Consider the following 22774-nt stretch of genomic DNA (forward strand, 5'->3'; position numbering starts at 1 on the left):
CGGAAGCTACCTCGCCACGCACTGGAACATCGCCGACAACCAGTTCCTGATGAAGGGCAAGGGCGGCAACCCGAACCCCGACCCCAACCCCAAGCCCACGCCGAGCCCCACGCAGAAGCCCACCCCGACGCCGACCAAGAAGCCCACGGGCGGCCCCAAGGTGACGGCCGCGCAGATCCAGTCGAACTCCGTCGTGGTGAGCTGGCCGAAGGTCGACGGCGCCGCCTGGTACCAGGTCCAGCTGAACGGCAAGCACCTGACCTGGGTCCAGTCCCAGGCCCTGCGCATCTACAACCTCCAGCCCGGTACGGAGTACAAGGTCGCGGTCTCGGTCCGCGACGGCTCCGGCCGTGACAGCGGAGCCGGCCCGACCACGGCCTTCCGTACGACCGGTGCCGGCGGCGGCACCACCACGCCCGGCACCCGCTACACGCTCGGCAACGGCAGCACCGGCATGGCCGCCGAGCTGTGGGGCGGCCGCAGCGCCGACGGCACGGTGCTCGTCGGAGGCCGCTCCAACGGCTACGCCCAGCAGCAGTGGCTCTTCGACGACGCGGGCGGCGGCCTCGTCCGCATCAAGTCCGCGGTCTCCGGCAAGTGCCTGCAGACGGGCGGCGCCCCGGCCGCCGGCATGTGGATCGCGCAGCAGCCGTGCGGCAACAACGCCGCGCAGCAGTGGAAGCTGTCGTCCCGCGGCGGCGGTGTGACCGTCACGGACTCCAGCGGCGGCTACGCCCTGACCGTGAGCAACCGCCCGTACTACGGCGCCTGGCTGCTCGACCTCCAGCGCGCGGACGGCCGCGCGTCGCAGGTGTGGACGGTCCAGAAGGTCGGCTGACCTTCCGGATCCGATCCCGCCTCCCGCCGGTGGGCGGCCGCCCCGTGCGGCCGCCCACCGGCCCCCTCATCTCCCGCACCACAGCTCATCGCATCCCACCGCACCAGGAGCACCCCACGATGCGTACACGCCCCGCCTTCCCGGTCCGCACCGGACTCGGCTTCCTGTTCCTGTTCCTCGCCCAAGCCCTGGCCGTACCCACGGCCGCCCACGCCCACGGCGACACCGTCAAGGTCGTGGTCACCGGGCAGCGGGAAGGCCATGTCACCACCGAGATCACCTGGGAGAACGACGGGGACGCCATCGAGGAGGCGGTCGCCGCCACGGTGAACTCGACCAGCCCCGACGGCTCCCGCACCATGGGCCCCTGGCGGCTGGTCCGTGACGCGGGCACGCGCACCGGCTGGACCACCGCCGAGGTGCTGCCGCCCGGCAACTGGAAGGTCACCGTCGACGTGGGGTTCCCGTCCCTCGGCCACGGGGAGAAGGAGATCGCCGTGCCGGTCGTCGACCCGGCGCCGTCCGCGGCCACGCCGAGTGCAGCCGCGCCGTCCGCGCCCTCCACTGCCTCGGTCCCGCCGGTGTCGTCCGCGACGCCGAGCCCCGGGCAGGCGCAGAGCCCGTCGCCCGCGAGCGGCCCGTCCGCGGCCCCGGCCGGCGAGGACGAGGACAGCACCGTCTGGTGGACCACGGCGGGTGTGGCGGTGATCGCCCTGGCCGGCGCCGCCGCCGGTGTACTGCTGCGGCGCGCCCGGGCCCGCAGGCGCTGAGTCCGGCGGAGGAAGGCAGGCGGAAGAGGGGGCCGGGAGACGGATCGGCTGATGCCGTCGGTACGACCTGACAACCAAACAGGTCCGCGTTGACAGTGGAATTCGCCGTGCCGTTCATTCGGTACATGGACATCACCACCGCCGCCGTGCGCTCCACCACCCGCGTCGTCCGCCCCTTCCACACCTTCGAGGGCGAGGGGTTCCCGGTCCGTCGCCCCTTCCCGCAGCCGGAACTTCCCCTGGTCGACCCCTTCCTGATGGTCGACCAGGTCGGCCCGCACGTGCTCGGCCCGGGCGAGGCCAAGGGCGCGCCGCCGCACCCGCACCGCGGATTCGAGACCATCCAGTACGTCATCGAAGGCGCGATGGAGGACATCGACTCCGAGGGGCACAAGCGCGTCATGAACCCCGGCGAGGTGCAGTGGCTCACCGCCGGGTCGGGGCTCGTCCACCTCGCCCGCCCCACCCCCGGACTGCTCGCCGACGGCGGCCCGCAGCACCTGCTGCAGATCTGGGTCAACCTGCCGGCCCGCCTCAAGGCGACGCCCCCGCGCGTCCAGTACGGCTCCGCCCCCGGCGACATCCCCACGGTCGCCACCGAGGACGGCGGCGCGGAGCTCACCGTGATCACCGGGACCACGCACGGAGTGAGCGGTCCGTTCGAGACCCACACCCCGGTGCTCGTCGTACACGCCCGCCTCCGGGCCGGCGGCCGCGCCGAGTTCACCGTCCCGGCCGGCCACAACGCCATGCTGTACGTGCTGTCCGGCACCGCCGCGACTCCCGACGCCCAGCTCCCCGACGGGCACCTCGCGATCCTCGGCCGGGACGCGGAGCGCTTCACGGTCGAGGCTCCCGGCGATGCGGCCGAGGTGCTGGTCCTGGCCGGCGAGCCGATCGGCGAGCCGGTGGCGCGCAGCGGCCCGTTCGTCATGAACACCGCCGCCGAGATCCGCCAGGCGCAGCTGGACTACCAGCACGGCCTGATGGGGCACATCGACATCTGAGACGGGACGGGGCCGCCCCGGGCGGGGCGGCCCCGTCCTGCCGTGGTCAGCGGCTCACGGCTGCCGGCACTGGCCGGAGCGCGGGCCCTCCACCGTGGTGCCGCCCTGCTGCGGAGCCGGGACGTTGGCGTCGCAGCGCAGCGGGCCGACGACCGTGTTGGCCGAGAACACGACGCCTCCGCTGTTGCCGTACAGACTCACCGGCCCCGGATCGTGTTGCCCGCGCAGCCCGCGGCGCCATCGTCCGAACCGATCAGCACGGAGCCGGTGGTCCGGCCGACGGTGACCGGGCCAGTGAGCTACGACCCGCAGAACGCGAAGGCCGGCGCGCCGTCGCCGGAAACGGGGGCCGGTGATCTCGGCGCCCGGCACGGCCGGGCCGTCTGCGGTGTCCGGCGACCTCCGACGCGGGGGTGCGGGGGCACACACGGAGACGCGCGTGTCCCCGTTCACTCCGGCGCATGTGCCCCCCGGCCCGCAGAAATGCCGGTGCGCCGGCCGGTCCGTCGTGCCTAGGCTTCCGGGATGAGCACTCGCACCTTCCGGATCACCGTCCGCGGCTCCTTCGACGCCCTCACCGCCGACCAGCACGCCGAGCTGCTCGCCGCCGCGCCGGAGCACGACGTCCTGCACGCGGCCCACACCGCCGAGGGCCACCTCGCGTACGACCTGTCCTTCGGCCCGTTCTTCACCTTCCGCTTCCTCGACTCTGGCGAGGCCGAGGAGGACATCCTCGACGCGACGGCCCGTGCCGAGCTGGCGGCCGAGAGCTGGCTCACCGAGCGGGGTTACGGCTTCAAGCGCCTCACCTCCCGGGCCCAGGACCTCTCGCTGGCTCCGCTGAGCAAGCGCCAGCGTCAGGCGGCCGCCCGCGGCAACGCGTGAGCCGTCAGGGGATGTTCTTCTCGCCCCCGCGGGCGACGGAGCGGAGGATCGAGCGGTCCTCCGCTCCGTCGCCCGCGGGGGCGAACAGGTCGGCGGTCATGCCCTTGGCCCGGTCGCCCGGCGACTGCAGCATCACCATCGCCTCGCGCAGCCTGCCGTCCGCATCGATGCGGCGCAGGGCGTCGACGTGGTGGAGGACCGGCTCGGGCGGGAGCTGCGGCCCCGCCCGGTATACCGCCGCGGCCTGCGATAATCGCGTTTTCCACACGAGCTCGGGGGACGGCGGCACATGTACGGGGTGGGGAACGAGCAGCGGTTCCGGCGCGCGGCAGGGGCCGTCATCGGCGCCGCCGCACTGCTGGCGGGTTCGACGGGATGCAGTGGTTCCGGGACCGGGGAAGCCGCGGCCGGTGCGCCGACCGGCAGCGCCGTCGCGGGCCCGGGCGGTACGCCGGGGCCGGGAGTCGATCGGCTCAAGGAGCTCGTCGTCGCAGAGGGCGAGAAGTTCGGCCCGTACGAGGTCACGGATCCGCTGCTCGACGAACCGATGAGCGAGCTCTACGAGGCGCAGCCGACGGCCTGCCAGCCGCTGACCAGTCTCGGCAAGGCGGGCCACACGGCCCAGGCGTACGCCAAGGCGGGCGTCCCGGGGCAGTTCCAGGCGGTGGGCACGGAGATCCTGCTGCGCTCGTACCCGGACGCTGGCGCCGCGGCCGGCGCCGTGAAGTCGCTGGCGGACGCGGGCGGCCGGTGCGCCGGCGGCTATACGGAGGACCGTGCGCTCGCCGAGGCGAAGGTGCTCAGGGTGGAGCCGGTCCCGGCTCCGGCACTGGGCGACGAGGCGCGCGCGTACCGCATCGTGACGCAGGACGTGAAGGACCCCGCCATCTCGCTGTACAAGTACCTGACGCTGGTCCGTTCCGGGTCGGTCACGCTCGCGTTCCGGTCCGACGTCATCGACACCAAGGACTTCGGCGGGGTGCCGCAGGAGATCCTGACGGGGCAGTGGGAGCGGTTCGCCGGGGGAACCGCCGCGTCCCCCTCGTAGGGCTCGCCCAGACGCGCGCGAGGGGACGGCATCCGCGAGCGGTGCCGTCCCCTCGAAGGGCCGGGTCAGACGGCGTCGGCCGGCTCCGGCTCCTTCTCCGGCGCCTTCACGGCGGCGGGCGTGCTCACCTCGACGGTGCGCGGTCCGTGCGCTCCGCGCAGGCCGATCCAGCTGATCACCGCGACCAGGGCGAAGGCGACGGCCCCGATCCAGAAGGTGAGGGTGAATCCGGACTCGGCGGGCAGCGCCGGGACGCCGGCGGGCAGGTGCTCGATGGTCTTCGACGCCAGGATCGTGGTGACGATGGCGCTGCCGATCGCGCTGCCGGTGGAGCGGGAGATCGAGTTGATGCCGTTGGCGATGCCGCTCTGGTGGTGCGGGACGCTGGCCATGATGACGGCGGGCATGGCCGCGTAGCCGAAGCTGACGGCCGCGCCGACGACCAGGCCCGCGCCGATCACCGAGAGGCTGTGCTGGTGGTCGAGCGCGAGCCAGCCGAAGCCGACGGCGCCGAGTGCTGCGGCCAGGCCGAGGGCCACGCGCGGGCCGCGGTGGCGGACCAGCTGGCCGCCGACGGGCGAGGCGAGCAGCGAGACGATCGCGCCGGGCAGCAGGAACTGCACGGAGGCACGCAGGATGGACGCGTCGAACCCGTAGCCGGTGAGCTTCTCCGGCATCTGGACGAGGTACGAGACGCCGAGGAAGTTCGCGAACATGCCGAAGCCGACGAGGATGCCGGCCAGGTTGGCCATGAGCACCGGGCGGTGGACGAACATCCGCATGTCCACGAGCGGCTCGCGCACCTTGAGCTCCGTGAAGACCCAGACGGCGGTCATGACGACGGCGCCGGCGAAGCTGCCGAGCGTACGGCCGGAGGTCCAGCCCCACTCGTGGCCCTGCGAGATGGGCAACAGGAGCAGCAGGAGGGTGATGCCGAGGGTCAGCGCGCCCAGGAAGTCGGTGCGGCCGCCGGTCTTGTGCCGGGTCGCGGGGACCAGGAAGGCGACGGCGAGCAGGGCGAGGGTCGCGAAGCCGGTCGCCATCCAGAACGCGTTGCGGTAGTCGGCGCCGGAGCCGGAGGTGAGCAGGCCGGTGGCGACGAGCGCCAGGCCGCTTCCGAACGCGAGGGTGCCGCTGACCAGGGCCATCGCGCCGGGCAGCTTCTGCGGACGGACTTCCTCGCGCAGCACCGAGAGGGCGAGCGGGAAGATCGCGGTGGCGGCGCCCTGCAGGACGCGGCCCAGGATCAGCAGCGGGAGCGAGGTCGCGACGGCGGCGATGACGGAGCCGACGACCATGACGCCGAGCACGGCCACCAGCGTGGGCTTCTTGCCGTGCTGGTCGCCGAAGCGGCCGAGCAGGGGGGTGAAGACGGCGGCGGACAGCAGCGTGGCGGTGGTCACCCAGCTCACGTTGGCGGTCGAGGTGCCCAGGTCGGTGCGAATGAGGCCCAGGATCGGGACCGGCAGGGTCTGCATCATCGACACGACCATGGCGGCAAGGCTCAGGGCGAAGACGATGACCGTCTCGTTCCCGGTCTTGGCCTCGGCGGGTATGGGGGCGGCGGTGCTCATGGCTGGCAGGACCTTCTTAGTGCTTCAGATCGCTGATGTTTGATGTCATCAAGTAACTCCGTAGACGGTAGACGTCAATAGTTAAGGAGGTCAAGTAAACAATTGACAATGTCAAGCACCCGAGTACGCTCGACGGCATGAGCGCCACCACCCCCCGCACCCCCACCAAGCTCCAGCTCCTGGAGCTGCTCGCCGCCATCGGAACCGCCCAGTGGCGCGACTTCGCGGCCGCCGCGGCCCACTACGGGCTCACCTCCACGCAGGCCCGCGTCCTCGCCCAGCTCGACGGCCCGCTGCCGATGCGCGGCCTCGCCACCCTCCTGGTGTGCGACGCATCGAACGTCACAGGGATCGTGGACCGGCTGGAGGCCCGCGAGCTGGTGCGCCGCGAGCCCGACCCCGCCGACCGCCGCGTCAAGAACGTCGTGGCCACGGACGCGGGCCGCGAGATCATCCGCCGCGTGCGCGAGGAGATGCAGGCGACCCACGGCGCCCTGGACACCCTCGACGAAACCGAGAGCGCGACGCTCTACGCCCTGCTGGAGCGGCTGCGCCCGACCATGGAGAAGGACGCGTAAGGACGCCGCGCACCGGGAGGCGGCCGTCAGGCCCCGCGCAGTGCCGCGGCCGCGCGCTCGGGTGCGAAGTCGTTGATGAACCGGCCCCTCCCGGACTCGGTCCCGCCCGGGTGCTTGAGCCTGCCGGCGGCCCGCCGGGTGGTGAACGGCTCCAGGTGGAGGGCCCTCGGCGGCTGCCTCCTGGCGGCCGGCAAGGGCGGGGTCGGGGGCCGGCAGGAAGGGCGGCGGCGCGCTCGCCCGCCGCATCCTCGCACCACCCTTCAAGGAGTGAACCCCCGCTCCACATATGCCCGTTGCCGGTTCGAAGTCTTGACGCCCATGGACGCTGGGAGCACAGTGGCCAGCGGCTCCGCTTGAGAGCGCTCTCACACAGCGGGCCCTTCCCCCCAGAGAGGGCACACCCATGCGTCACACATCCGGTAGAAAACCGTCGACCGTCCGCCGGGCCGTCGTCGCCGCGCTCAGCGCGATGGGCGTGGCCGCGGCGGCCGCCGCCGTGGTCACCCTGCCCGCCAACGCCGCCGCTCCCCCGCCTCCGGCGGGCTGGTCGCAGGTGTTCCTGGACGACTTCAACGGGGCCGCGGGCTCCGGCGTGAACACCGCCGACTGGCAGTACACCACCGGGACCAGCTACCCCGGCGGGCCCGCCAACTTCGGTACGGGCGAGGTCGAGACGATGACCTCGAGCACCGCCAACGTCTCCCTCGACGGCACCGGGAACCTGCGGATCACCCCGCGCCGGGACGCCGCCGGCAACTGGACCTCCGGCCGCATCGAGACCCGGCGCGCCGATTTCCAGCCCCCAGCGGGCGGGAAGCTGCGCACCGAGGCCCGGATACAGATGCCGAACGTCACGGGAGCGGCGGCGAAGGGCTACTGGCCGGCGTTCTGGATGCTGGGCGCGCCCTACCGCGGCAACTGGTGGAACTGGCCGGGCATCGGTGAGATCGACATCATGGAGAACGTCCAGGGCATCAACAACGTCTGGGCCACCCTGCACTGCGGCACCAGCCCCGGCGGCCCGTGCAACGAGACCTCCGGCATCGGCGGCCAGCGCGTCTGCCCGGGCACCAGCTGCCAGGGCGGCTTCCACACGTACGCCGTGGAGTGGGACCGGTCCACCGCCGTCGAGGAGATGCGTTTCTCCGTCGACGGGAACACCTTCCACACCGTACGGGCGAACCAGGTCGACGCGACCACCTGGGCCAACGCCACGAACCACGGTTACTTCATCATCCTGAACGTCGCCATGGGCGGCGGCTTCCCGGACGCCTTCGGCGGCGGACCCGACGCGGGCACCCAGCCCGGCTACTCGATGGCCGTCGACTACGTGTCCGTACTCCGCTCTGCGGGCAGCACGACCCCCCCCACCACACCCCCGTCCGGCCACCGCGACGCGTACACCGCCATCGAGGCCGAGTCGTACGACGACCAGGCCGGGCTGGCCAAGGAGAGCACCACCGACACCGGCGGCGGCCAGAACCTGAGCATGATCGCCCACGGCGACTGGGCCCTGTACAAGGGCGTCGACTTCGGCTCCAGCGCGGCGAGGCAGTTCTACGGGCGGGTCGCCGGCGGTGCGGCCGGCGGGGGCAGCGGGCTCGTCGAGGTCCGGCTGGACAGTCGTACCAGCCCGCCGATCGGCAGTTTCTCGGTCGCGAACACCGGCGGCTGGCAGAGCTGGAGGACCGTCCCGGCGAACATCAGCCCCGTCACCGGCACGCACGACGTCTACCTCACCTTCACGAGCGGCCAGAGCGGCGACTACGTGAACGTCAACTGGTTCGACTTCGGCCACTGACCGGACCGAGCGAACGGAGGAGACGCCCATGAACACCCGACGACGGTTCCCGCTGACCGTGGCGGCCGCGATGATCGCCCTGCTGGGGTTCGCCCTGCCGGCCCCGAGCCGCGCCGCGGCGCAGTCCGCGCAGGGCGGGGCCGGTAGCTTCCCGATCACCTTCCAGAACAACACCCGGGGCACGTACGCCGATTCCCAGATCTTTGTCACCGTGCTCGGTCAGGTGACCCCGGGCCAGTGGTCGTACATGAAGCCCGACGGTTCCATGGCCCACATCGACCACCTCGACGCCACCGCGCCCGGCCACCTGGTCAAGAAGGGCGTCAACTACCCCAACATGTCCTTCACGCTCGCCCGGGTGGGCGGCACGGTGCCCTCCCCGGCATCGATCCGCGGGGGCCGGATCTACATCTCCCTCGGCTCGCCCCTCTACCTCCCGGTCTCCCCCGACGACCAGGGGTGGGGCGGCCCCGACCTGCGCAATCCCAATGACCCGAACAGCGACGTGTACTACGACTGGTACGAGTACACGTACGTGCAGGGCCAGGTCGCGTTCGGCGGGAACACCACCCAGGTCGACCAGTTCGGCTTCCCGCTGACCTCGCGGCTGCGCCAGACCTCCAGTGGCCACGACAGCACCCGGGGCATCACGCTGACCCGCGCCGAGGTCATGCAGCAGTACGCGGCCTCCGTCGGGGCCGCCTTCAAGCCGCTGCAGAACGGCTACCGCATCGTGGCGCCGCGCTCCTCGCACCTGTTCCTCGAGGGCGGCGCGCAGCAACGGCACCTCACCACCGCCATCGACCAGGCCTGGGCCCAGTACACCGCCCACCCGTTCACCCTGACCCGGTTCGGCGAGACCTTCTCCGGGCGGGTCTCCGGCTCCGTCCTGACCTTCAGCAAGAACGGCGCGGGCCCCTTCACCCTCCGCAAGCCGACCTCGCCGGACGTCATGGCCTGTGCAGGGGCGCTGGCTTCGGGCAACGACACCGAGAAGCAGCTCGGCGCGGAGTTCTGCGCCGCGTTCAACCGGGGTGTCGCCCTCGACACCACCGCCTGGTACTCCCCGGCGGCGTACTACGGCGGGACGGCGAAGAACGACTACGCCGGCTTCTTCCACACCGTCGGCCTGGACGAGCGGGCCTACGGATTCCCCTACGACGACGTCAACGACCAGTCCTCCGTCCAGATCCTCGGCAACACACAGCCGCCGACCGGGCTGACCCTCGGCATCGGCTGGTGACATCGGGGGCGCCTTGTGCATCACGCCGCCGGGAGCGCTCTCACGCTCCCGGCGGTACGCGTTACCCTGCTGTTCCGCGAGTCAACAGCCCCCGGACACGCAGGAGGAATGCCCGTGCCCGAACAGCTTCCCGGTCACCGGCCCACCCTCGAGGCCGTGGCGGAGCGCGCCGGGGTGTCCCGGGCCACCGCGTCCCGCGTCGTCAACGGCGGCGAGGGCGTCCGCGCCCATCTGGTGGAGAAGGTCCGCGAAGCCGTACGGGAGCTCGGGTACGTGCCGAATCCCGCGGCCCGCACCCTCGTCACGCGGCGCACCGGGGCCGTCGCGGTGATCATCGCCGAGCCGGAGATCCGGATCTTCTCGGACCCCTTCTTCTCCCGCCAGATCCGCGGCATCAGCAAGGAACTGACCGCACACGACACGCAGTTGGTCCTGCTGTTGGTGGAGGACCGGGGCGACTACGACCGTATCGAGCGGTACCTGGCGGGCGGCCACGTCGACGGGGCGCTCGCCTTCTCGCTGCACACCGACGACCCGCTGCCCGCGATCACCCGCCGCATCGGCATGCCCACGGTCTACGGCGGCCGCCCGGGATGGACCGCCGGGGCCGGGGAGCACGGCGGTGTCGCGTACGTCGACGCCGACAACCGCGGGGGCGCCCGCGAGGCCGTACGGTACCTGCTGGACCAAGGCCGGCGGCGGATCGCGCACATCGCGGGCCCGCTGGACCAGACCTCGGCGGTGGACCGGCTCGACGGCTACCGGGACGTGCTGCTCGATGCGGATCCGGCGCTGATCGCGGAGGGGGATTTCACCCCGGCGGGCGGGGCCCGCGCGATGGCCGGGCTGCTGGAGCGCTGCCCGGACCTCGACGCGGTGTTCGCGGCGAACGACCTGATGGCGACGGGCGCCCTGCAGGTGCTGCGGGAGCGCGGCCTCGCCGTGCCCGGGGACGTGGCGCTGGTCGGCTTCGACGATGCCGAACTGGTGGCGGAGACCGCCGATCCGCCGCTGACGACCGTGCGCCAGGACATCGAGGGCATGGGGTGCCTGATGGCGCGGCTGCTGCTGCGCACCCTGAACAAGGTCCAGGGCGAGCGCAGCGTACCCGCCTCGGTGGTCACTCCGACGGCCCTGGTGCGCCGTACCTCCGCGTGACGCGCGCGATCCGCGCGATCGGGCGGTCCGCGTGATCCACCCGGTCCGCCGGATCGGCGCGGCGTGAACTCGTCGTGCAGGAGGGGTGATTGTGGACGAACGCGTGCTGGTGTGCGTACAACTCTTGACGGGGCCGGGGCTGGGGGTGCACGCTCCAGACGCGCTCTGAGAGCGCTCTCAAAACTGGCGCACTCCCACCCCCGCACCCTGCCCGTCCAGGCCAAGGAGGCTGCCCCATGTCCATCCCCCGAACCACCCCCAGAGCCGTGGTCCGAATCGGCGCCGTCGCGCTCACGGGCGTGCTCCTGGCCGCCTGCGGATCCGGGTCCGGGTCGGACGGTGCGTCCTCCGGCGACGCCGCAGGCGGCGATGTCACGCTCACCGTCGACCTGTTCGGCTCGTTCGGCTACCAGGAGGCCGGGCTCTACGCCGAATACGAGCAGCTCCACCCCGGCGTCAAGATCAAGCAGACCGACACCGAGGACGAGCAGGACTACTGGAAGTCGCTGCAGACCCGCCTCGCGGGCGGCGGCGGCCTGGCCGACGTCCAGGCCATCGAGGTCGGCCGCATCGCCTCGGTCACCCAGCAGCAGGCCGGCAAGTTCGTGGACCTGAACCAGTACGGGGCCGGGGCGCTCAAGGCCGAGTTCGCCCCCGCCAAGTGGTCCGCCGCGGCCACCAAGGACGGCAAGGTGCTGGGCCTGGGCACCGATGTCGGCCCCGAGGCCATGTGTTACCGCCGCGACCTGTTCCAGGCCGCCGGACTGCCCACCGACCGCACCGAGCTGGCGGCGCGGTGGGCCACCTGGGACGGATACCTGGACCTCGGCCGCCAGTACAAGGAGAAGGCGCCGGCCGGCAGCGCCTGGATCGACACCGTGGGCAGCCTGAACGCGATCATGGTCGGCCAGCAGAAGGAGCGCTACTACGACGCCTCGGGCGCCCTCATTTACGAGAACAGCCCCGCAGTGAAGGCCGCCTGGGACGTCTCGGTCAAGGCCGCGGGCGAGGGGCTCAGCGCCCAGCTGGACCAGTGGTCGCCGCCGTGGAACCAGGCGTTCGCCTCCGGCTCCTTCGCCACCCTGCCCTGCCCCGCCTGGATGCTCGGCTACATCAAGGGCCAGGCCGGGGACGCGGGCCAGGGCAAGTGGGACGTCGCGAAGCTGCCCGGCGGCGCGGGCAACTGGGGCGGCTCCTACCTGGCGGTCCCGAGCGTGGCCAAGCACAGGAAGGAGGCGTACGAGCTGATCAAGTGGCTGACCGCGCCCGAGCAGCAGACCAAGGTCTTCCGCAAGCAGGGCAACTTCCCCTCGGCCACCCGGTCCATCAGCCAGATCGCCGACGCCGAGGACCCCTACTTCTCCGGCGCGCCGATCGGCCAGATCTTCGGAGACGCCGCCGAACAAGCGCCCGTCCAGGTGCTCGGCCTGCACGACAAGGACATCGCCGACCAGATCAACAACGCGCTCAGCGAGGTCGAACGGAAGGGCACGGCTCCCGAGACGGCCTGGTCGAACGCGAAGAAGGCCGTCAAGAATGCCCTCGGCTGAGCCGCTGGCACCGCCGGCGCCACCGACCGCCCCGGCGCCGCCGGCTACGCCGCCCCGGCGGCGCGGCCGGCCGGCGGGGCTGTCCCCGTACGCCTTCCTCGCCCCCTTCTTCACCCTGTTCGCCGCGTTCGGGATCTTCCCGTTGCTCTACACGGCGTACGTCTCCCTCTACCGCGCCGAACTGCAGACCCCCGGCGAGCTGGAGTGGCGCGGCCTCGGCAACTACGCGGCACTGTTCACCGACCCGTTCTTCTGGACGGCGCTGCGCAACACGTTCACCATCGGCGTGCTGTCCACGGTGCCCCAGCTGCTGACGGCACTGGGCCTGGCCCACCTGCTCAACTACCGGCTCCGCGCCCGCACGTTCTTCCGCACGGCGCTGCTGCTGCCGTACGCGACCTCGGTCGCCGCCGCATCGCTGATCTTCTCCCAGCTCTTCGGGCACGATTTCGGGCTCGTAAACCGTCTGTTGGACCTCGTGGGCATCCACCCGGTCGACTGGCAGAACGGTACGGCGGCCTCCCAGATCGCCGTCTCGTCCATCGTGGTCTGGCGCTGGACCGGCTACAACGCACTGATCTACCTGGCGGGCATGCAGACGATCCCGTCCGAGCTGTACGAGGCGGCCGAGGTCGACGGGGCCTCTCGCCTGCGGCAGTTCCTGCACGTGACGCTGCCGGGGCTGCGCCCCACGATCGTCTTCACCTCGATCGTCTCGACGATCGGCGCCACCCAGCTCTTCGGCGAGCCGCTGCTGTTCGAGGGGTCGATGTCCGGCGGCATCTCGCACCAGTACCAGACCCTCGGCCTGTACATGTACGAGCAGGGCTGGGGCTTCTTCCACCTGGGCCGGGCGGCGGCCATCGCCTGGGTGATGTTCCTGCTGATCGTGGTGCTGGTGGGGGTCAACGCCCTGGCTGCGCGCCGCCGTTCCGGTAAGGAGGCCGGCCGATGAGCGCGCACGCATCCGTCCGGCGCGGCGGAAGGCTCACGTACGCCGTCCTGATCTGCGCGGTGCTGGTATCGGCCTTCCCGCTGTACTGGACCCTCGTCGCCGCGAGCCGTTCCAACGCCGAACTGGCCCGGCCCATACCGGCGTTGCTGCCGGGTCCGCGTCTCCTGGACAACCTGCAGGCCGTCCTCGACGAGGCGGCGATCGGCACGGCGCTGCTCAACTCGCTCATCGTCTCGGGGGCGATCACCGTCGGCACTGTGCTGTGCTCCACGCTGGCGGGGTTCGCCTTCGCCAAACTCCGTTTCCGCGGCCGCGGGGCGCTGCTCGGCGCCGTCGTCGCCTCGATGATGATCCCGCCACAGCTCGGGGTGATCCCGCTGTTCATGCTGATCGTCAAGCTGCACTGGGTGAACCAGCTGCAGGCCGTCGTACTGCCCGGGCTGGTCTCGGCGTTCGGCGTGTTCTTCATGCGGCAGTTCCTGGTGCAGTCGCTGCCGGACGAGCTGATCGAGGCGGCCCGGGTGGACGGTGCCTCGCACGCCCGGATCTTCTGGTCGATCGTCGTGCCGATCGCCCGCCCGGCGATGGCGGTCCTGGGACTGCTCACCTTCATGACGGCCTGGAACGACTTCTTCTGGCCGATCGTCGCGCTGTCCTCGCAGGAGCCGACCGTCCAGGTCGCGCTGCGCCAGCTGGGCGGCGGATACGTCCACGACCAGTCCGTGATCATGGCCGGCACCCTGCTCGGCACGCTGCCCGTGCTGCTGGTCTTCGGACTGCTCGGCCGGCAGATCGTCGGCGGCATCATGCAGGGCGCGGTCAAGGGCTGACGCAGCCGCCCCGGCCTTCCCCCACCTTCCTGGAGTCTTTCCATGACCACGCTCGACGCGTCTCCCGTCACCAAGACGGGCCTCTCCTTCCCGGCCGGCTTTCGATGGGGCACGGCCACCGCCGCGTACCAGATCGAGGGCGCGGCCGCCCTGTACGGCCGGACGCCCTCCATCTGGGACACCTTCAGCCGCACCCCCGGCAAGGTCCTCAACGGCGACACCGGGGACACGGCCGCGGACCACTACCACCGCATGACCGAGGACGTGGCCCTGCTCCGACGGCTCGGCGTCACCGACTACCGCTTCTCGGTGGCCTGGCCGCGGGTGCAGCCCACCGGGCGGGGGCCCGCCGTCCAGCAGGGTCTGGACTTCTACCGGCGGCTCGTCGACGAGCTGTCGGCCGCCGGAATCCGTCCGGTCGCCACCCTGTACCACTGGGACCTGCCGCAGGAGCTCGAAGACCTGGGGGGCTGGCCGCGGCGGGAGACCGCCGAGCTGTTCGCCGAGTACGCGGGGCTCGTGGCCGGGGCGCTCGGCGACCGGGTGGCGAGCTGGACCACGTTCAACGAGCCCTGGTGCGCGGCCTTCCTCGGTTACGCGTCCGGGGTGCACGCCCCGGGCCGCACGGAGCCGGCGGCCGCGCTGCAGGCCGCGCACCACTTCAACCTGGCCCACGGGCTGGGCGTGGCGGCGCTGCGCTCGGCCCTCCCCCGTTCGGCCGAGGTCTCGCTGACGCTGAACCTGCACGCGCTGCGGCCGCTGACCCGCTCCGCCGCCGATCTGGACGCGGTGCGCCGCATCGACGCGGTGGGCAACAGGATCTTCCTCGACCCGGTCTTCCACGGGCGCCTGCCGCAGGACCTGGTCCGCGACACCGCCGGGGTGACGGACTGGTCCTTCGTCAGGGACGGCGATCTGGCCGCCGCCGCGGCGCCGATCGACTGGCTGGGCCTCAACTACTACTCCCCGACGGTGGTCGAGGCGGCCGAGCCGGGGGACGGCGTCGCGGCCGCCGGGCCCTCGCCGTGGGTGGGCGCCGAGGAGTACGTGCGCTTCCGGCCCGCGCCGGGGCCCGTGACGGCCATGGACTGGCCCGTCGACGCGGGCGGTCTGCACGAGCTGCTGGTCCGGCTGCGCGACGAACTGCCCGGCGTACCGGTGCTGATCACGGAGAACGGCGCGGCGTACGGGGACTATGCCGACCCGGAGGGCGATGTGCACGACCCGGAGCGGATCGACTACCTGTCCGGCCATCTGGCCGCGGTACACCGGGCGATCGCGGACGGGGCCGATGTACGCGGCTATTTCGTGTGGTCGCTGCTGGACAACTTCGAGTGGGCGTACGGCTACAGCAAGCGGTTCGGCCTCGTCCACGTCGACTTCGCGACCCAGCGGCGCACGCTGAAGGACAGTGCCCGCTGGTACGCCGACGTCATCGCCCGGGGCGGTCTGCCAGCCTGACCACGGCCGCGCGCCCCTGCGTACGCAGTCGGCAGGTGTGGGCGCCGGTGATCCGGACCGCGTCGTACGGGCCGAGGGCGACGGGGCCGGCTGCGGCACCGGCCCCGGTTCCGCCTTCGAGTTCGGCCGGCCCCCCGAGCGCGACCACCAGCAGGGTCTCCCCCGGCGCGGCGGTGAGGGCGAGGGCGCCCCGTACGACCGCGGTCTGCGCGTCCACGCGGTTGCGGCGGTACATCACGTTGAAGTTCACGACGGGCCCGTCGAGGAGCCGGCACTCGGTGGGGGCGTCGCCGGGGAAGTCCTGCGGCGCGTAGCGCTCGTCGACGAGGCGGCGGGCGCCGGCCACCGTGAGGTCCATGCCCGCCCCCTCGGCCAGGGTGAGGGTGCGGTCGACGCCGGGGAAGGCCGAGAAGGGGCCGTCCGCGGCCACCTCTGCGAGGCTGACCCGCCATCCGAAGTCCGTCATGCCGGCGCCCTCGGGCCAGGCAGCGATCTCCCGGGTCACCCCGCCGCCGTTCTTCCACGCGACGGCGGCGCGGTCGCCCGCGCGCAGGATCCGGACCTCGTCGCCGCCGGTCATGGCGCTGCTCCTTCTCTCGGGTAGGCACCGCCCCTGCGGCCGGGCCGAGCCTATCCGCCCCCGGCCGGGAGGGCGTCCCCGCAGGCAGACGGCGACCGTCCCGGAACCACCGGACTGCGACCGCCGAGCAGTCGCTGCGGTCGGCCGGCACCACGCTCCTCGACCGGCCCGCGCGGCCGGGGCGGTGCGGTCCCGGCCTCGCGCCGGCGGACCTCGTCCCGCTCATGTGCGGCATCGCCTACGCGGTGCAGGTCCACGGCAGCACTGCCGATGACCGGATCGACACGGCCCACCGCTGCCTGGCCACCCTGCTCGGGGGCCTGCGGGCGACGCCACCGAACGCCTGGAGGGGCCGGACCTCTGCGGTCGCCGCGGTGGGTACGGGAGCGGGAACGGGAGCTACAGGATGCGCCGGGTGGTGTGCGGCAGGGAGGAGTACCCCGGGCGTCCCGCGTCGGGCGGGGCGCCCTCGGCGGCGTCCGTGTCGAGGGCGTACACCATGAGCGGGCTGCTGCCGCTGGGGCCCGTGGCGGTGGCGCGCAGCCGGTAGCGCTCGGTGCGGACGGCATCGCGGGCGAGGGGGGAGCCGCCCTCGTAGAGGTGGGCCGGCTTGGCGTCGGTGGCCATCCGCAGCTCCACGCCGCGCCAGGTGCCGGTGGCGGGGTCGCGCCGTTCCAGTACGTACGGGGACGCGGGTCCGGGCAGGTCGCCGGGCTCGCCGGTGAGGGGCTCCATCTGGAAGGCGATCAGCAGGTGCCGGTAGGCCTGGGCGTTGCCGTTGCGGACGGTGACGGTGAACTCCTGTGCGGGGCCGCCGCGGACCAGGTTCAGCCTGCCGCCCGGGGCGGCCGCGGTCAGGGACAGCCGGGTCGCGGGGGCGGGGGCCGACGGCGCGGTCGGCGTCCTGGCGGGCGCCGCCGGGGACGTGGGGGTGGAGGGGGGCGTGGCGGCCGGTGCGGACACGGCCGGGCTCGCGGACACGGCCGGTGTCGGCGATACCGAGTCCGAGTGAGAGGCGCCCGACGGCCGGGGGGGGGGGGGGGGGGGGGGGGGCCGGGGCCCGCCGCCAGCACCGCCGGCGCGATCAGCAGACGGGGTCTGACGTGCAACGTGCCCTCCTACGGCTCCTGTGACGGCAGGACGGTAGCAAGGGCGGCCCGCCGGCGCAGGGGCCCGGCGCATGACGCTTCGGTCACGGTTGCCGACCGGGGCCGGCGGCCGGAGCGGGGGCCCGGACCGACGCCGGAGTCAGGGCCGACCCCTGAGCCCTGGCCCGGTCTGGCCCGCAGCCCCGTACTCCTGCGCCCGGCCGTGCGGGCCGTCAGCCCTTGAACTCCGCCGTCCGGACCGGGGAGGCCTCGGCGAGGGCCTTCACCACGGCGTCGGTGCCCGCCCGCAGCCCGTACACGGGCGTGCCCGGCTGCTGGCGCCAGGAGTCGTCGAGGCCGCCCGCGTCGACGGAGTCGAAGCCGAGTTCGTCGATGAGCGCCCGGACGGTCTGCTTCGCCGCCTCGTCGTCGCCCGCGACCGGGAGGGCCATCCGGTCCGGATCCCCGGCCGGGCGGTGCCGGTCCAGGATGTCCTCGGCGTACGTACCGTTGAAGGCCTTGACCACCGGGTGGCCGATGTGGCGCTCGCTCCAGCGGCTCTCGGTCAGGCCCTCGTCCTCGATCTCGGCGATGCGGCCGTCGCGCTGCTTCGGGTAGTAGTTCCCGGTCTCGATGACGACGACGTCCTTCGCCGCCCGGTCGAAGAGCCCGGCGGGCAGCTCGGGCACGTTCTTCAGGGGGATGGTGACCACGACGACCTCGGCCCCGCGGGCCGCCTCCGCCACCGTGACCGGCGTGGCCCCGGTCTCCTTCGCGAGGTCGGACAGGGTCTCTGGGCCACGGGAGTTCGCCACGGACACCTCATGTCCGAGCGCGGTCAGACGGCGCGTCAGGTTGCCGCCGATGTTGCCTGCGCCGATGATGCCGATCTTCATGAGCTCTCCAGTGCGTGCAAGTGGTCGGGTGATGCGTGGAGTCCGAACCACCGGCAGCCGCCGCGCATTCCGGGTACGGCCTCCCGTCTGCGGATCCTCCGTTCGAGTGGCCGGTTCCAAGCCGCACGGAATCGGCCATGGATTACAGCCAGGCCGACCTGAAATCACCGTCGGTTGCCACGCGATGATCCGGACAGGGAAATTCGTTCATTCCCTGAACATTTCCATGGGCCAGCGGCAACTCGCCCGCGGGGGGCCCTGCGGGCGATGGCTCCGACCTGCCTGGGTTCGCCCCGATAGGCGGCTGTACGCCATCTGCGTCGCATTCAGGCCATTTCGCGCGTTCTGAGAACCATCCGCCGGGGTGGCCGCGTCGGTGGATTCAGCTACTCGGCGACTCGGCACATCAGCACGGCGAAAGGTCCGAAAACGATGTTCAGGCTTCCGGCCAAGCGCACCGCTTCCCTCGCCCTCGCGGCCACCGCCGCGACGGCCGCACTCACCCTCGCCTTCGTCACCACCGCCTCCGCGACCGGCGCTGCCGGCGCGGCGACACCTTCCGTGTCCGGCAGCCCGGAGGGCGCGTTCTCCCGGATCGCCACCTTCTACGGCGCGTACATCGACGCGGTGTACGACAACGACGGCACGCGCGCGGAGCAGCTGCGGGCCGCCTACCTCTCCGTACCGCTCCAGCGCGAGCTGGCGAAGTGGGAGGAGGCCAACCATGCGGACGGCGTCCTGCGCGCCCAGAACGTGCCGCTGGAGTGGAAGGTCACCTACGTCGACAGCGGCATGGGCAAGACGAATGCCACCGTCGCCCTGACCTGGAGCGGCAGTGACACCACTTGGCTCCACGTCCAAGCCGATCTGAAGACGCGGAAGATCCTCTCCGTCCAGGACTGACGACGCTCCGGACATGCGGATGCTCCGGACATGCGGATGGGGGCCGCCGGCGGCGGCCCCCACCCGGTCAGGACGGCGCGGCGGTTACGCCCCGCTCGCCTTCAGCATGTCCTCGCGCTCGACGATCTTCACGCGCTCGCGGCCCTGCGGCTCGCCCAGCGCCTTCTCGGCCGCGTCGAGCTCGTACCAGCCCTCCCACGTCGTGAACCGGACGTTCCGCTCGGCCAGGAACGCCTCGACGGCCTCCGGCGCGGGCGCTGCGGGGGTCTGCAGGCGGCCGCCCGCGTGGTCTTCCAGGAGGTTCGCGACCGTCTCGTTCGCGTCGCCCTTGGTGTGGCCGATGAGGCCGATGGGTCCGCGCCGGATCCAGCCGGTGACGTACGTCGACTGCAGGTGCGCGCCGGCTTCGATGACGCGGCCGCCCTCGTCCGGGACCGTGCCGCTGTCGACGTCCCACGGCAGCTTGGGCAGTTCGTCGGAGAGGTAGCCCACTGCGCGGTAGACGGACTGGACGTCCCAGTCGGTGAACCGGCCGGTGCCCTTGACGTTGCCCGTGCCGTCGAGCTCGGTGCGCTCGGTGCGCAGGCCGACGACCTTGCCGTCCTCGCCGAGGATCTCGGCGGGCGACTCGAAGAAGTGCAGGAAGAGCTTGTGCGGGCGCTCGCCGATGTCGCGGATCGCCCAGTTCTCGAGGGTCTTGGCGACCATGTCCGCCTGCTTGTTGGAGCGGCGGGTGGCGATGGAACCCTCGTCGTAGTCGATGTCCTCGGGGTTGACGATGACCTCGATGTTCGGCGAGTGGTCGAGCTCGCGCAGCTCCATCGGGCTGAACTTGGCCTGCGCCGGTCCGCGGCGGCCGAAGACGTGCACCTCGAGCGCCTTGTTGGCCTTGAGGCCGTCGTAGACGTTCGCCGGGATCTCGGTCGGCAGCAGCTCGTCCGCGGTCTTCGCCAGGATGCGCGCCACGTCGAGGGCGACGTTGCCGACGCCGAGGACGGCGACCTTCTCGGCCTCCAGCGGCCAGGTGCGCGGGACGTCGGGGTGGCCGTCGTACCAGGAGACGAAGTCGGCGGCGCCGTACGAGCCGTCGAGCTCGACGCCCGGTATGGCGAGCGCACGGTCGGCGGTCGCGCCGGTGGAGAAGATCACGGCGTCGTAGAACGAGTGGAGTTCGTCGAGGCTGATGTCGTTCGGGTAGTCCACGTTGCCGAACAGGCGGACCTGCGGCTTGTCGAGCACCTGGTGGAGGGCGGTGATGATGCCCTTGATCCGCGGGTGGTCGGGGGCGACGCCGTACCGGATCAGGCCGAAGGGGGCGGGCATCCGCTCGAACAGGTCGATGGAGACACCCGGCTCGGCGGCCGCCTCGGACTTCAGCAGCGCATCGGCGGCGTAGATTCCGGCGGGGCCGGCACCGACGATTGCTACCCGCAGGGGGCGAGGCATGACAGGTTCCCTTCGACCGACAAAAAACTGGATCAAGGGAACCCTAAACTAAGGCGACCCTAACCCGGCACCCACCCCCCGGTTATGACCCTATAAACAAGCCTTATGACCTTCCCAAGACATCCTTGGGGTTGCCCGTCACACTGGAACCAGCCCATCACACGGGGACCAGGAGGTACGCCCATGGATCCGGTCGCGGCGCTGGAGCGGATCGCCTTCCTGCTGGAACGGGGGCAGGCGCCCACCTACCGGGTGCAGGCCTTCCGGCGGGCCGCCGCCGCCCTCACCCTGATGGGTGAACGCGAAGTACGGGAGCGGGCCGGGGCCGGAACCCTCGAAGCGGTCAAGGGCATCGGGCCGAAGACCGCCCAGGTGGTGCGGGAGGCGGTCGGCGGGGCGATCCCCGCGTACCTGCAGAAACTCGAGGACGAGATCGCGGCGCACCCCGAAGGCCCCCCGGCGAGCCCGGCCGCCCGCGCGCTGCGCGCGGCCCTGCGCGGGGACTGCCATCTGCACTCCGAGTGGTCCGACGGCGGTAGCCCGATCGAGGCCATGGGGCGGACGGCGGTCGAGCTGGGTCACGAGTGGGCCGTGCTCACCGACCATTCTCCGAGCCTGACCGTCGCCCGGGGCCTCTCGCCGGAGCGACTGCGCGAGCAGCTGGACGTGGTGGCGGAGCTCAACGAGTCGTGGGCGCCCTTCCGGCTGCTCACCGGCATCGAGTGCGACATCCTGCTGGACGGCTCGCTGGACCAGGAGCCGGAGCTGCTGGACCGGCTGGACGTGGTCGTCGGGTCCGTCCACTCCAAGCTGCGGATGGAGTCGCCCGCGATGACGCGGCGCCTGCTGGCGGCCGTACGCAACCCCCTGATGGACGTCCTGGGGCACTGCACGGGACGGCTGGTGACGGGCCGGACCCGCCCCGAGTCGCAGTTCGACGCCGAGGCGGTCTTCGCCGCGTGCGCGGAGTCCGGGACCGCCGTGGAGATCAACAGCCGGCCCGAACGGCTGGACCCCCCGCGCCGGCTGCTGCGGCTGGCCGTTGAGGCCGGCACGCTGTTCGCGATCGACACGGACGCCCACGCCCCGGGCCAGCTGGACTGGCAGCTGCTCGGCTGCGAACGGGCCGTGGAGTGCGGGGTTCCGGCCGAGCGCGTCGTGAACACCTGGCCGCGGGAGCAACTGCTGGAGTGGACCCGGACCCGCCGCCCGCCGACCGCGGCGGCCGCGGCCTGAGCCGAGGCCCGGCGCCCGGGCCGCGTCAGCCGAGCCCCGCCAGGTCCGCCCCGCGTACCAGCAGCAGCACGACATCGGCCCCGGCGACCCCCATCGTGGCCAGGAACGGGATCCGGCTCCGGCCGGTCGGCCGACCGGCCCCGAGGAGTACCGCCACCGCCGTCGCCCCGAGCAGCCCCCAGCCGTACGGGGGCACCCGACCCGGCGGTCCGGCAACCAGGGCCACGGCCGAGCCGAGGACCAGGAGCCCCCCGACGGCCGCCGCGCGCCGGGCGCCGAGCCGGTGCGGCAGGCCCACCACGCCCGTGGCCAGGTCGTCGTCGAGGTCCGGCAGCACATTGGCGAAATGCGCGCCCGCGCCCAGCAGGGCCGCGGCGGCCGTCAGCCACCACGGCGGCCAGGGCGCACCGGGCAGCCCGAGGGTGACGAAGGCGGGGAGCAGCCCGAAGGCGAGGGCGTAGGGGAGCCAGGAGACGGCGGTGCGCTTCAGCCGCAGGTTGTAAGCCCAGGCGGCGGCCACCCCGCACAGGTGCGCGCAGCCGGCGAGCCATCCCCCGGCCAGTGACAGCGGGACGCAGAGCAGCAGGGCCGTGAGTGCCGCGGCCGTCACCGCGGCGGGCCGCAACGCTCCGGAGACCAGGGGTTTGTCGCGGCGGCCGGTCGCCAGGTCCCGGCCGAGGTCCACCCGGTCGTTGCACCAGCCCACCGAGAGCTGGCCCGCGGCCACCGCGGCCACGGCGAGCGCCGCCCCCGGGAGGCTGCGCCCCACGGCCGCGGCGAGGGCGGCGGCGAACAGTGTCACGGCGGCCGCGGGCACCGGATGGCAGGCCCCCAGCAGCCCGAACAGGACGGATCGACCGGGTGGACCGGATCGACCGGGTGGACCGGGTGGACCGGAGGCGGCGGGCACGGGCCGGCCCGTCTGCG

23 protein-coding genes are annotated in these 22774 nt (G+C 72.5%); 15 read left to right on the top strand and 8 right to left on the bottom strand.

Going from position 1 to position 22774, the window contains the following annotated elements:
• The 3 genes from IF09_RS0116225 to IF09_RS0116235 all read left to right on the top strand — a co-directional run.
• Window positions 1-838: RICIN domain-containing protein (locus IF09_RS0116225; RefSeq protein ID WP_030296270.1), on the top strand; the 838-nt coding region annotated here is incomplete at its 5' end.
• Between the two features lie 119 nt (window positions 839-957).
• Window positions 958-1608, top strand: a complete 651-nt coding sequence (locus IF09_RS45655) for a hypothetical protein (RefSeq protein WP_030296271.1) — start codon at window positions 958-960, stop codon at window positions 1606-1608.
• 107 nt (window positions 1609-1715) lie between these two features.
• Complete coding sequence (locus IF09_RS0116235) at window positions 1716-2615, top strand: pirin family protein (protein ID WP_051832531.1); 900 nt, start codon at window positions 1716-1718, stop codon at window positions 2613-2615.
• Window positions 2616-2669: 54 nt separating this feature from the next.
• On the opposite strand, the gene IF09_RS45660 is transcribed toward IF09_RS0116235, so the two are convergent.
• Window positions 2670-2816 (bottom strand): hypothetical protein, encoded by a 147-nt coding sequence (locus IF09_RS45660; RefSeq protein ID WP_158709990.1) that lies wholly within the window; start codon window positions 2814-2816, stop codon window positions 2670-2672.
• Between the two features lie 324 nt (window positions 2817-3140).
• Here IF09_RS45660 and IF09_RS0116245 point away from each other — a divergent pair, with 324 nt between their 5' ends.
• The gene (locus IF09_RS0116245; protein WP_030296275.1) at window positions 3141-3500 is read left to right on the top strand and encodes a DUF6204 family protein; all 360 of its coding nucleotides are present in this window, start codon (window positions 3141-3143) and stop codon (window positions 3498-3500) included.
• Window positions 3501-3504: 4 nt separating this feature from the next.
• Here IF09_RS0116245 and IF09_RS0116250 read toward each other — a convergent pair whose 3' ends face one another.
• Window positions 3505-3789: a hypothetical protein gene (locus IF09_RS0116250; protein WP_030296276.1), complete on the bottom strand. Its 285-nt coding sequence runs from the start codon at window positions 3787-3789 to the stop codon at window positions 3505-3507.
• Between IF09_RS0116250 and IF09_RS41780 the strand changes: the two genes are divergently transcribed.
• Window positions 3790-4548: a hypothetical protein gene (locus IF09_RS41780; protein WP_030296278.1), complete on the top strand. Its 759-nt coding sequence runs from the start codon at window positions 3790-3792 to the stop codon at window positions 4546-4548.
• A gap of 65 nt (window positions 4549-4613) precedes the next feature.
• Here the strand turns inward: IF09_RS41780 and IF09_RS0116260 are convergent, their stop codons facing one another.
• Window positions 4614-6122, bottom strand: coding sequence for an MFS transporter (locus IF09_RS0116260; protein WP_030296279.1), 1509 nt, complete (start codon window positions 6120-6122; stop codon window positions 4614-4616).
• Window positions 6123-6259: 137 nt separating this feature from the next.
• On the opposite strand from IF09_RS0116260, the gene IF09_RS0116265 reads away from it, so the two are divergent.
• The 8 genes from IF09_RS0116265 (at window position 6260) to IF09_RS0116305 (ending at window position 15698) form a co-directional block, all read left to right on the top strand.
• Window positions 6260-6700 carry a MarR family winged helix-turn-helix transcriptional regulator gene (locus IF09_RS0116265; RefSeq protein WP_030296281.1) on the top strand — a complete coding sequence of 147 codons (441 nt, stop codon included), beginning with the start codon at window positions 6260-6262 and terminating at the stop codon, window positions 6698-6700.
• Window positions 6701-7103: 403 nt separating this feature from the next.
• Complete coding sequence (locus tag IF09_RS0116275; RefSeq protein ID WP_030296283.1) at window positions 7104-8501, top strand: glycoside hydrolase family 16 protein; 1398 nt, start codon at window positions 7104-7106, stop codon at window positions 8499-8501.
• 28 nt (window positions 8502-8529) lie between these two features.
• Complete coding sequence (locus IF09_RS0116280; protein WP_051832532.1) at window positions 8530-9744, top strand: glycoside hydrolase family 64 protein; 1215 nt, start codon at window positions 8530-8532, stop codon at window positions 9742-9744.
• 114 nt (window positions 9745-9858) lie between these two features.
• Window positions 9859-10902, top strand: coding sequence for a LacI family DNA-binding transcriptional regulator (locus IF09_RS0116285; protein ID WP_106975076.1), 1044 nt, complete (start codon window positions 9859-9861; stop codon window positions 10900-10902).
• A gap of 236 nt (window positions 10903-11138) precedes the next feature.
• Window positions 11139-12452, top strand: coding sequence for an extracellular solute-binding protein (locus IF09_RS0116290; RefSeq protein ID WP_030296288.1), 1314 nt, complete (start codon window positions 11139-11141; stop codon window positions 12450-12452).
• Window positions 12439-13407, top strand: a complete 969-nt coding sequence (locus IF09_RS0116295; RefSeq protein ID WP_030296289.1) for a carbohydrate ABC transporter permease — start codon at window positions 12439-12441, stop codon at window positions 13405-13407. The genes IF09_RS0116290 and IF09_RS0116295 overlap by 14 nt, the downstream gene beginning before the upstream one ends.
• Window positions 13404-14237 carry a carbohydrate ABC transporter permease gene (locus IF09_RS0116300; RefSeq protein WP_030296291.1) on the top strand — a complete coding sequence of 278 codons (834 nt, stop codon included), beginning with the start codon at window positions 13404-13406 and terminating at the stop codon, window positions 14235-14237. The genes IF09_RS0116295 and IF09_RS0116300 overlap by 4 nt, the downstream gene beginning before the upstream one ends.
• 42 nt (window positions 14238-14279) lie before the next feature.
• Window positions 14280-15698: a GH1 family beta-glucosidase gene (locus tag IF09_RS0116305; protein WP_030296293.1), complete on the top strand. Its 1419-nt coding sequence runs from the start codon at window positions 14280-14282 to the stop codon at window positions 15696-15698.
• Here IF09_RS0116305 and IF09_RS0116310 read toward each other — a convergent pair.
• From IF09_RS0116310 to IF09_RS0116320, 3 genes are all read right to left on the bottom strand, one after another.
• Window positions 15670-16278: a HutD family protein gene (locus IF09_RS0116310; RefSeq protein WP_030296296.1), complete on the bottom strand. Its 609-nt coding sequence runs from the start codon at window positions 16276-16278 to the stop codon at window positions 15670-15672. The genes IF09_RS0116305 and IF09_RS0116310 overlap by 29 nt on opposite strands.
• A 399-nt stretch (window positions 16279-16677) precedes the next feature.
• A complete protein-coding gene (locus IF09_RS0116315) occupies window positions 16678-17241 on the bottom strand; it encodes a hypothetical protein (protein ID WP_158709991.1) in 564 nt (187 codons plus the stop codon).
• A gap of 358 nt (window positions 17242-17599) precedes the next feature.
• Window positions 17600-18262 (bottom strand): NAD(P)-binding domain-containing protein, encoded by a 663-nt coding sequence (locus tag IF09_RS0116320; RefSeq protein WP_030296300.1) that lies wholly within the window; start codon window positions 18260-18262, stop codon window positions 17600-17602.
• 432 nt (window positions 18263-18694) lie between these two features.
• Here IF09_RS0116320 and IF09_RS0116325 point away from each other — a divergent pair, with 432 nt between their 5' ends.
• Window positions 18695-19165 (top strand): hypothetical protein, encoded by a 471-nt coding sequence (locus IF09_RS0116325; RefSeq protein ID WP_030296303.1) that lies wholly within the window; start codon window positions 18695-18697, stop codon window positions 19163-19165.
• 84 nt (window positions 19166-19249) lie between these two features.
• Here IF09_RS0116325 and IF09_RS0116330 read toward each other — a convergent pair whose 3' ends face one another.
• Window positions 19250-20611 (bottom strand): FAD-dependent oxidoreductase, encoded by a 1362-nt coding sequence (locus tag IF09_RS0116330; RefSeq protein ID WP_030296305.1) that lies wholly within the window; start codon window positions 20609-20611, stop codon window positions 19250-19252.
• A gap of 183 nt (window positions 20612-20794) precedes the next feature.
• On the opposite strand from IF09_RS0116330, the gene IF09_RS0116335 reads away from it, so the two are divergent.
• Complete coding sequence (locus IF09_RS0116335) at window positions 20795-21847, top strand: PHP domain-containing protein (protein ID WP_030296307.1); 1053 nt, start codon at window positions 20795-20797, stop codon at window positions 21845-21847.
• 25 nt (window positions 21848-21872) lie between these two features.
• Here the strand turns inward: IF09_RS0116335 and IF09_RS0116340 are convergent, their stop codons facing one another.
• Window positions 21873-22649 carry a UbiA family prenyltransferase gene (locus tag IF09_RS0116340; RefSeq protein WP_234321024.1) on the bottom strand — a complete coding sequence of 259 codons (777 nt, stop codon included), beginning with the start codon at window positions 22647-22649 and terminating at the stop codon, window positions 21873-21875.
• Window positions 22650-22774: the final 125 nt, after the last annotated feature.

It is taken from the genome of Streptomyces katrae (genome assembly GCF_000717655.1).
Lineage (GTDB): Bacteria > Actinomycetota > Actinomycetes > Streptomycetales > Streptomycetaceae > Streptomyces > Streptomyces katrae_B.

Coding starts and splice junctions, on each gene's coding strand:
- IF09_RS0116320 (WP_030296300.1), bottom strand. CDS start 18,262: ATGAAGATCGGCATCATCGGCGCAGGCAACATCGGCGGCAACCTGACG.
- IF09_RS45655 (WP_030296271.1), top strand. CDS start 958: ATGCGTACACGCCCCGCCTTCCCGGTCCGCACCGGACTCGGCTTCCTG.
- IF09_RS0116290 (WP_030296288.1), top strand. CDS start 11,139: ATGTCCATCCCCCGAACCACCCCCAGAGCCGTGGTCCGAATCGGCGCC.
- IF09_RS0116245 (WP_030296275.1), top strand. CDS start 3,141: ATGAGCACTCGCACCTTCCGGATCACCGTCCGCGGCTCCTTCGACGCC.
- IF09_RS0116330 (WP_030296305.1), bottom strand. CDS start 20,611: ATGCCTCGCCCCCTGCGGGTAGCAATCGTCGGTGCCGGCCCCGCCGGA.
- IF09_RS0116300 (WP_030296291.1), top strand. CDS start 13,404: ATGAGCGCGCACGCATCCGTCCGGCGCGGCGGAAGGCTCACGTACGCC.
- IF09_RS0116265 (WP_030296281.1), top strand. CDS start 6,260: ATGAGCGCCACCACCCCCCGCACCCCCACCAAGCTCCAGCTCCTGGAG.
- IF09_RS0116335 (WP_030296307.1), top strand. CDS start 20,795: ATGGATCCGGTCGCGGCGCTGGAGCGGATCGCCTTCCTGCTGGAACGG.
- IF09_RS41780 (WP_030296278.1), top strand. CDS start 3,790: ATGTACGGGGTGGGGAACGAGCAGCGGTTCCGGCGCGCGGCAGGGGCC.
- IF09_RS0116295 (WP_030296289.1), top strand. CDS start 12,439: ATGCCCTCGGCTGAGCCGCTGGCACCGCCGGCGCCACCGACCGCCCCG.
- IF09_RS0116325 (WP_030296303.1), top strand. CDS start 18,695: ATGTTCAGGCTTCCGGCCAAGCGCACCGCTTCCCTCGCCCTCGCGGCC.
- IF09_RS0116310 (WP_030296296.1), bottom strand. CDS start 16,278: ATGACCGGCGGCGACGAGGTCCGGATCCTGCGCGCGGGCGACCGCGCC.
- IF09_RS0116260 (WP_030296279.1), bottom strand. CDS start 6,122: ATGAGCACCGCCGCCCCCATACCCGCCGAGGCCAAGACCGGGAACGAG.
- IF09_RS0116280 (WP_051832532.1), top strand. CDS start 8,530: ATGAACACCCGACGACGGTTCCCGCTGACCGTGGCGGCCGCGATGATC.
- IF09_RS0116275 (WP_030296283.1), top strand. CDS start 7,104: ATGCGTCACACATCCGGTAGAAAACCGTCGACCGTCCGCCGGGCCGTC.
- IF09_RS0116305 (WP_030296293.1), top strand. CDS start 14,280: ATGACCACGCTCGACGCGTCTCCCGTCACCAAGACGGGCCTCTCCTTC.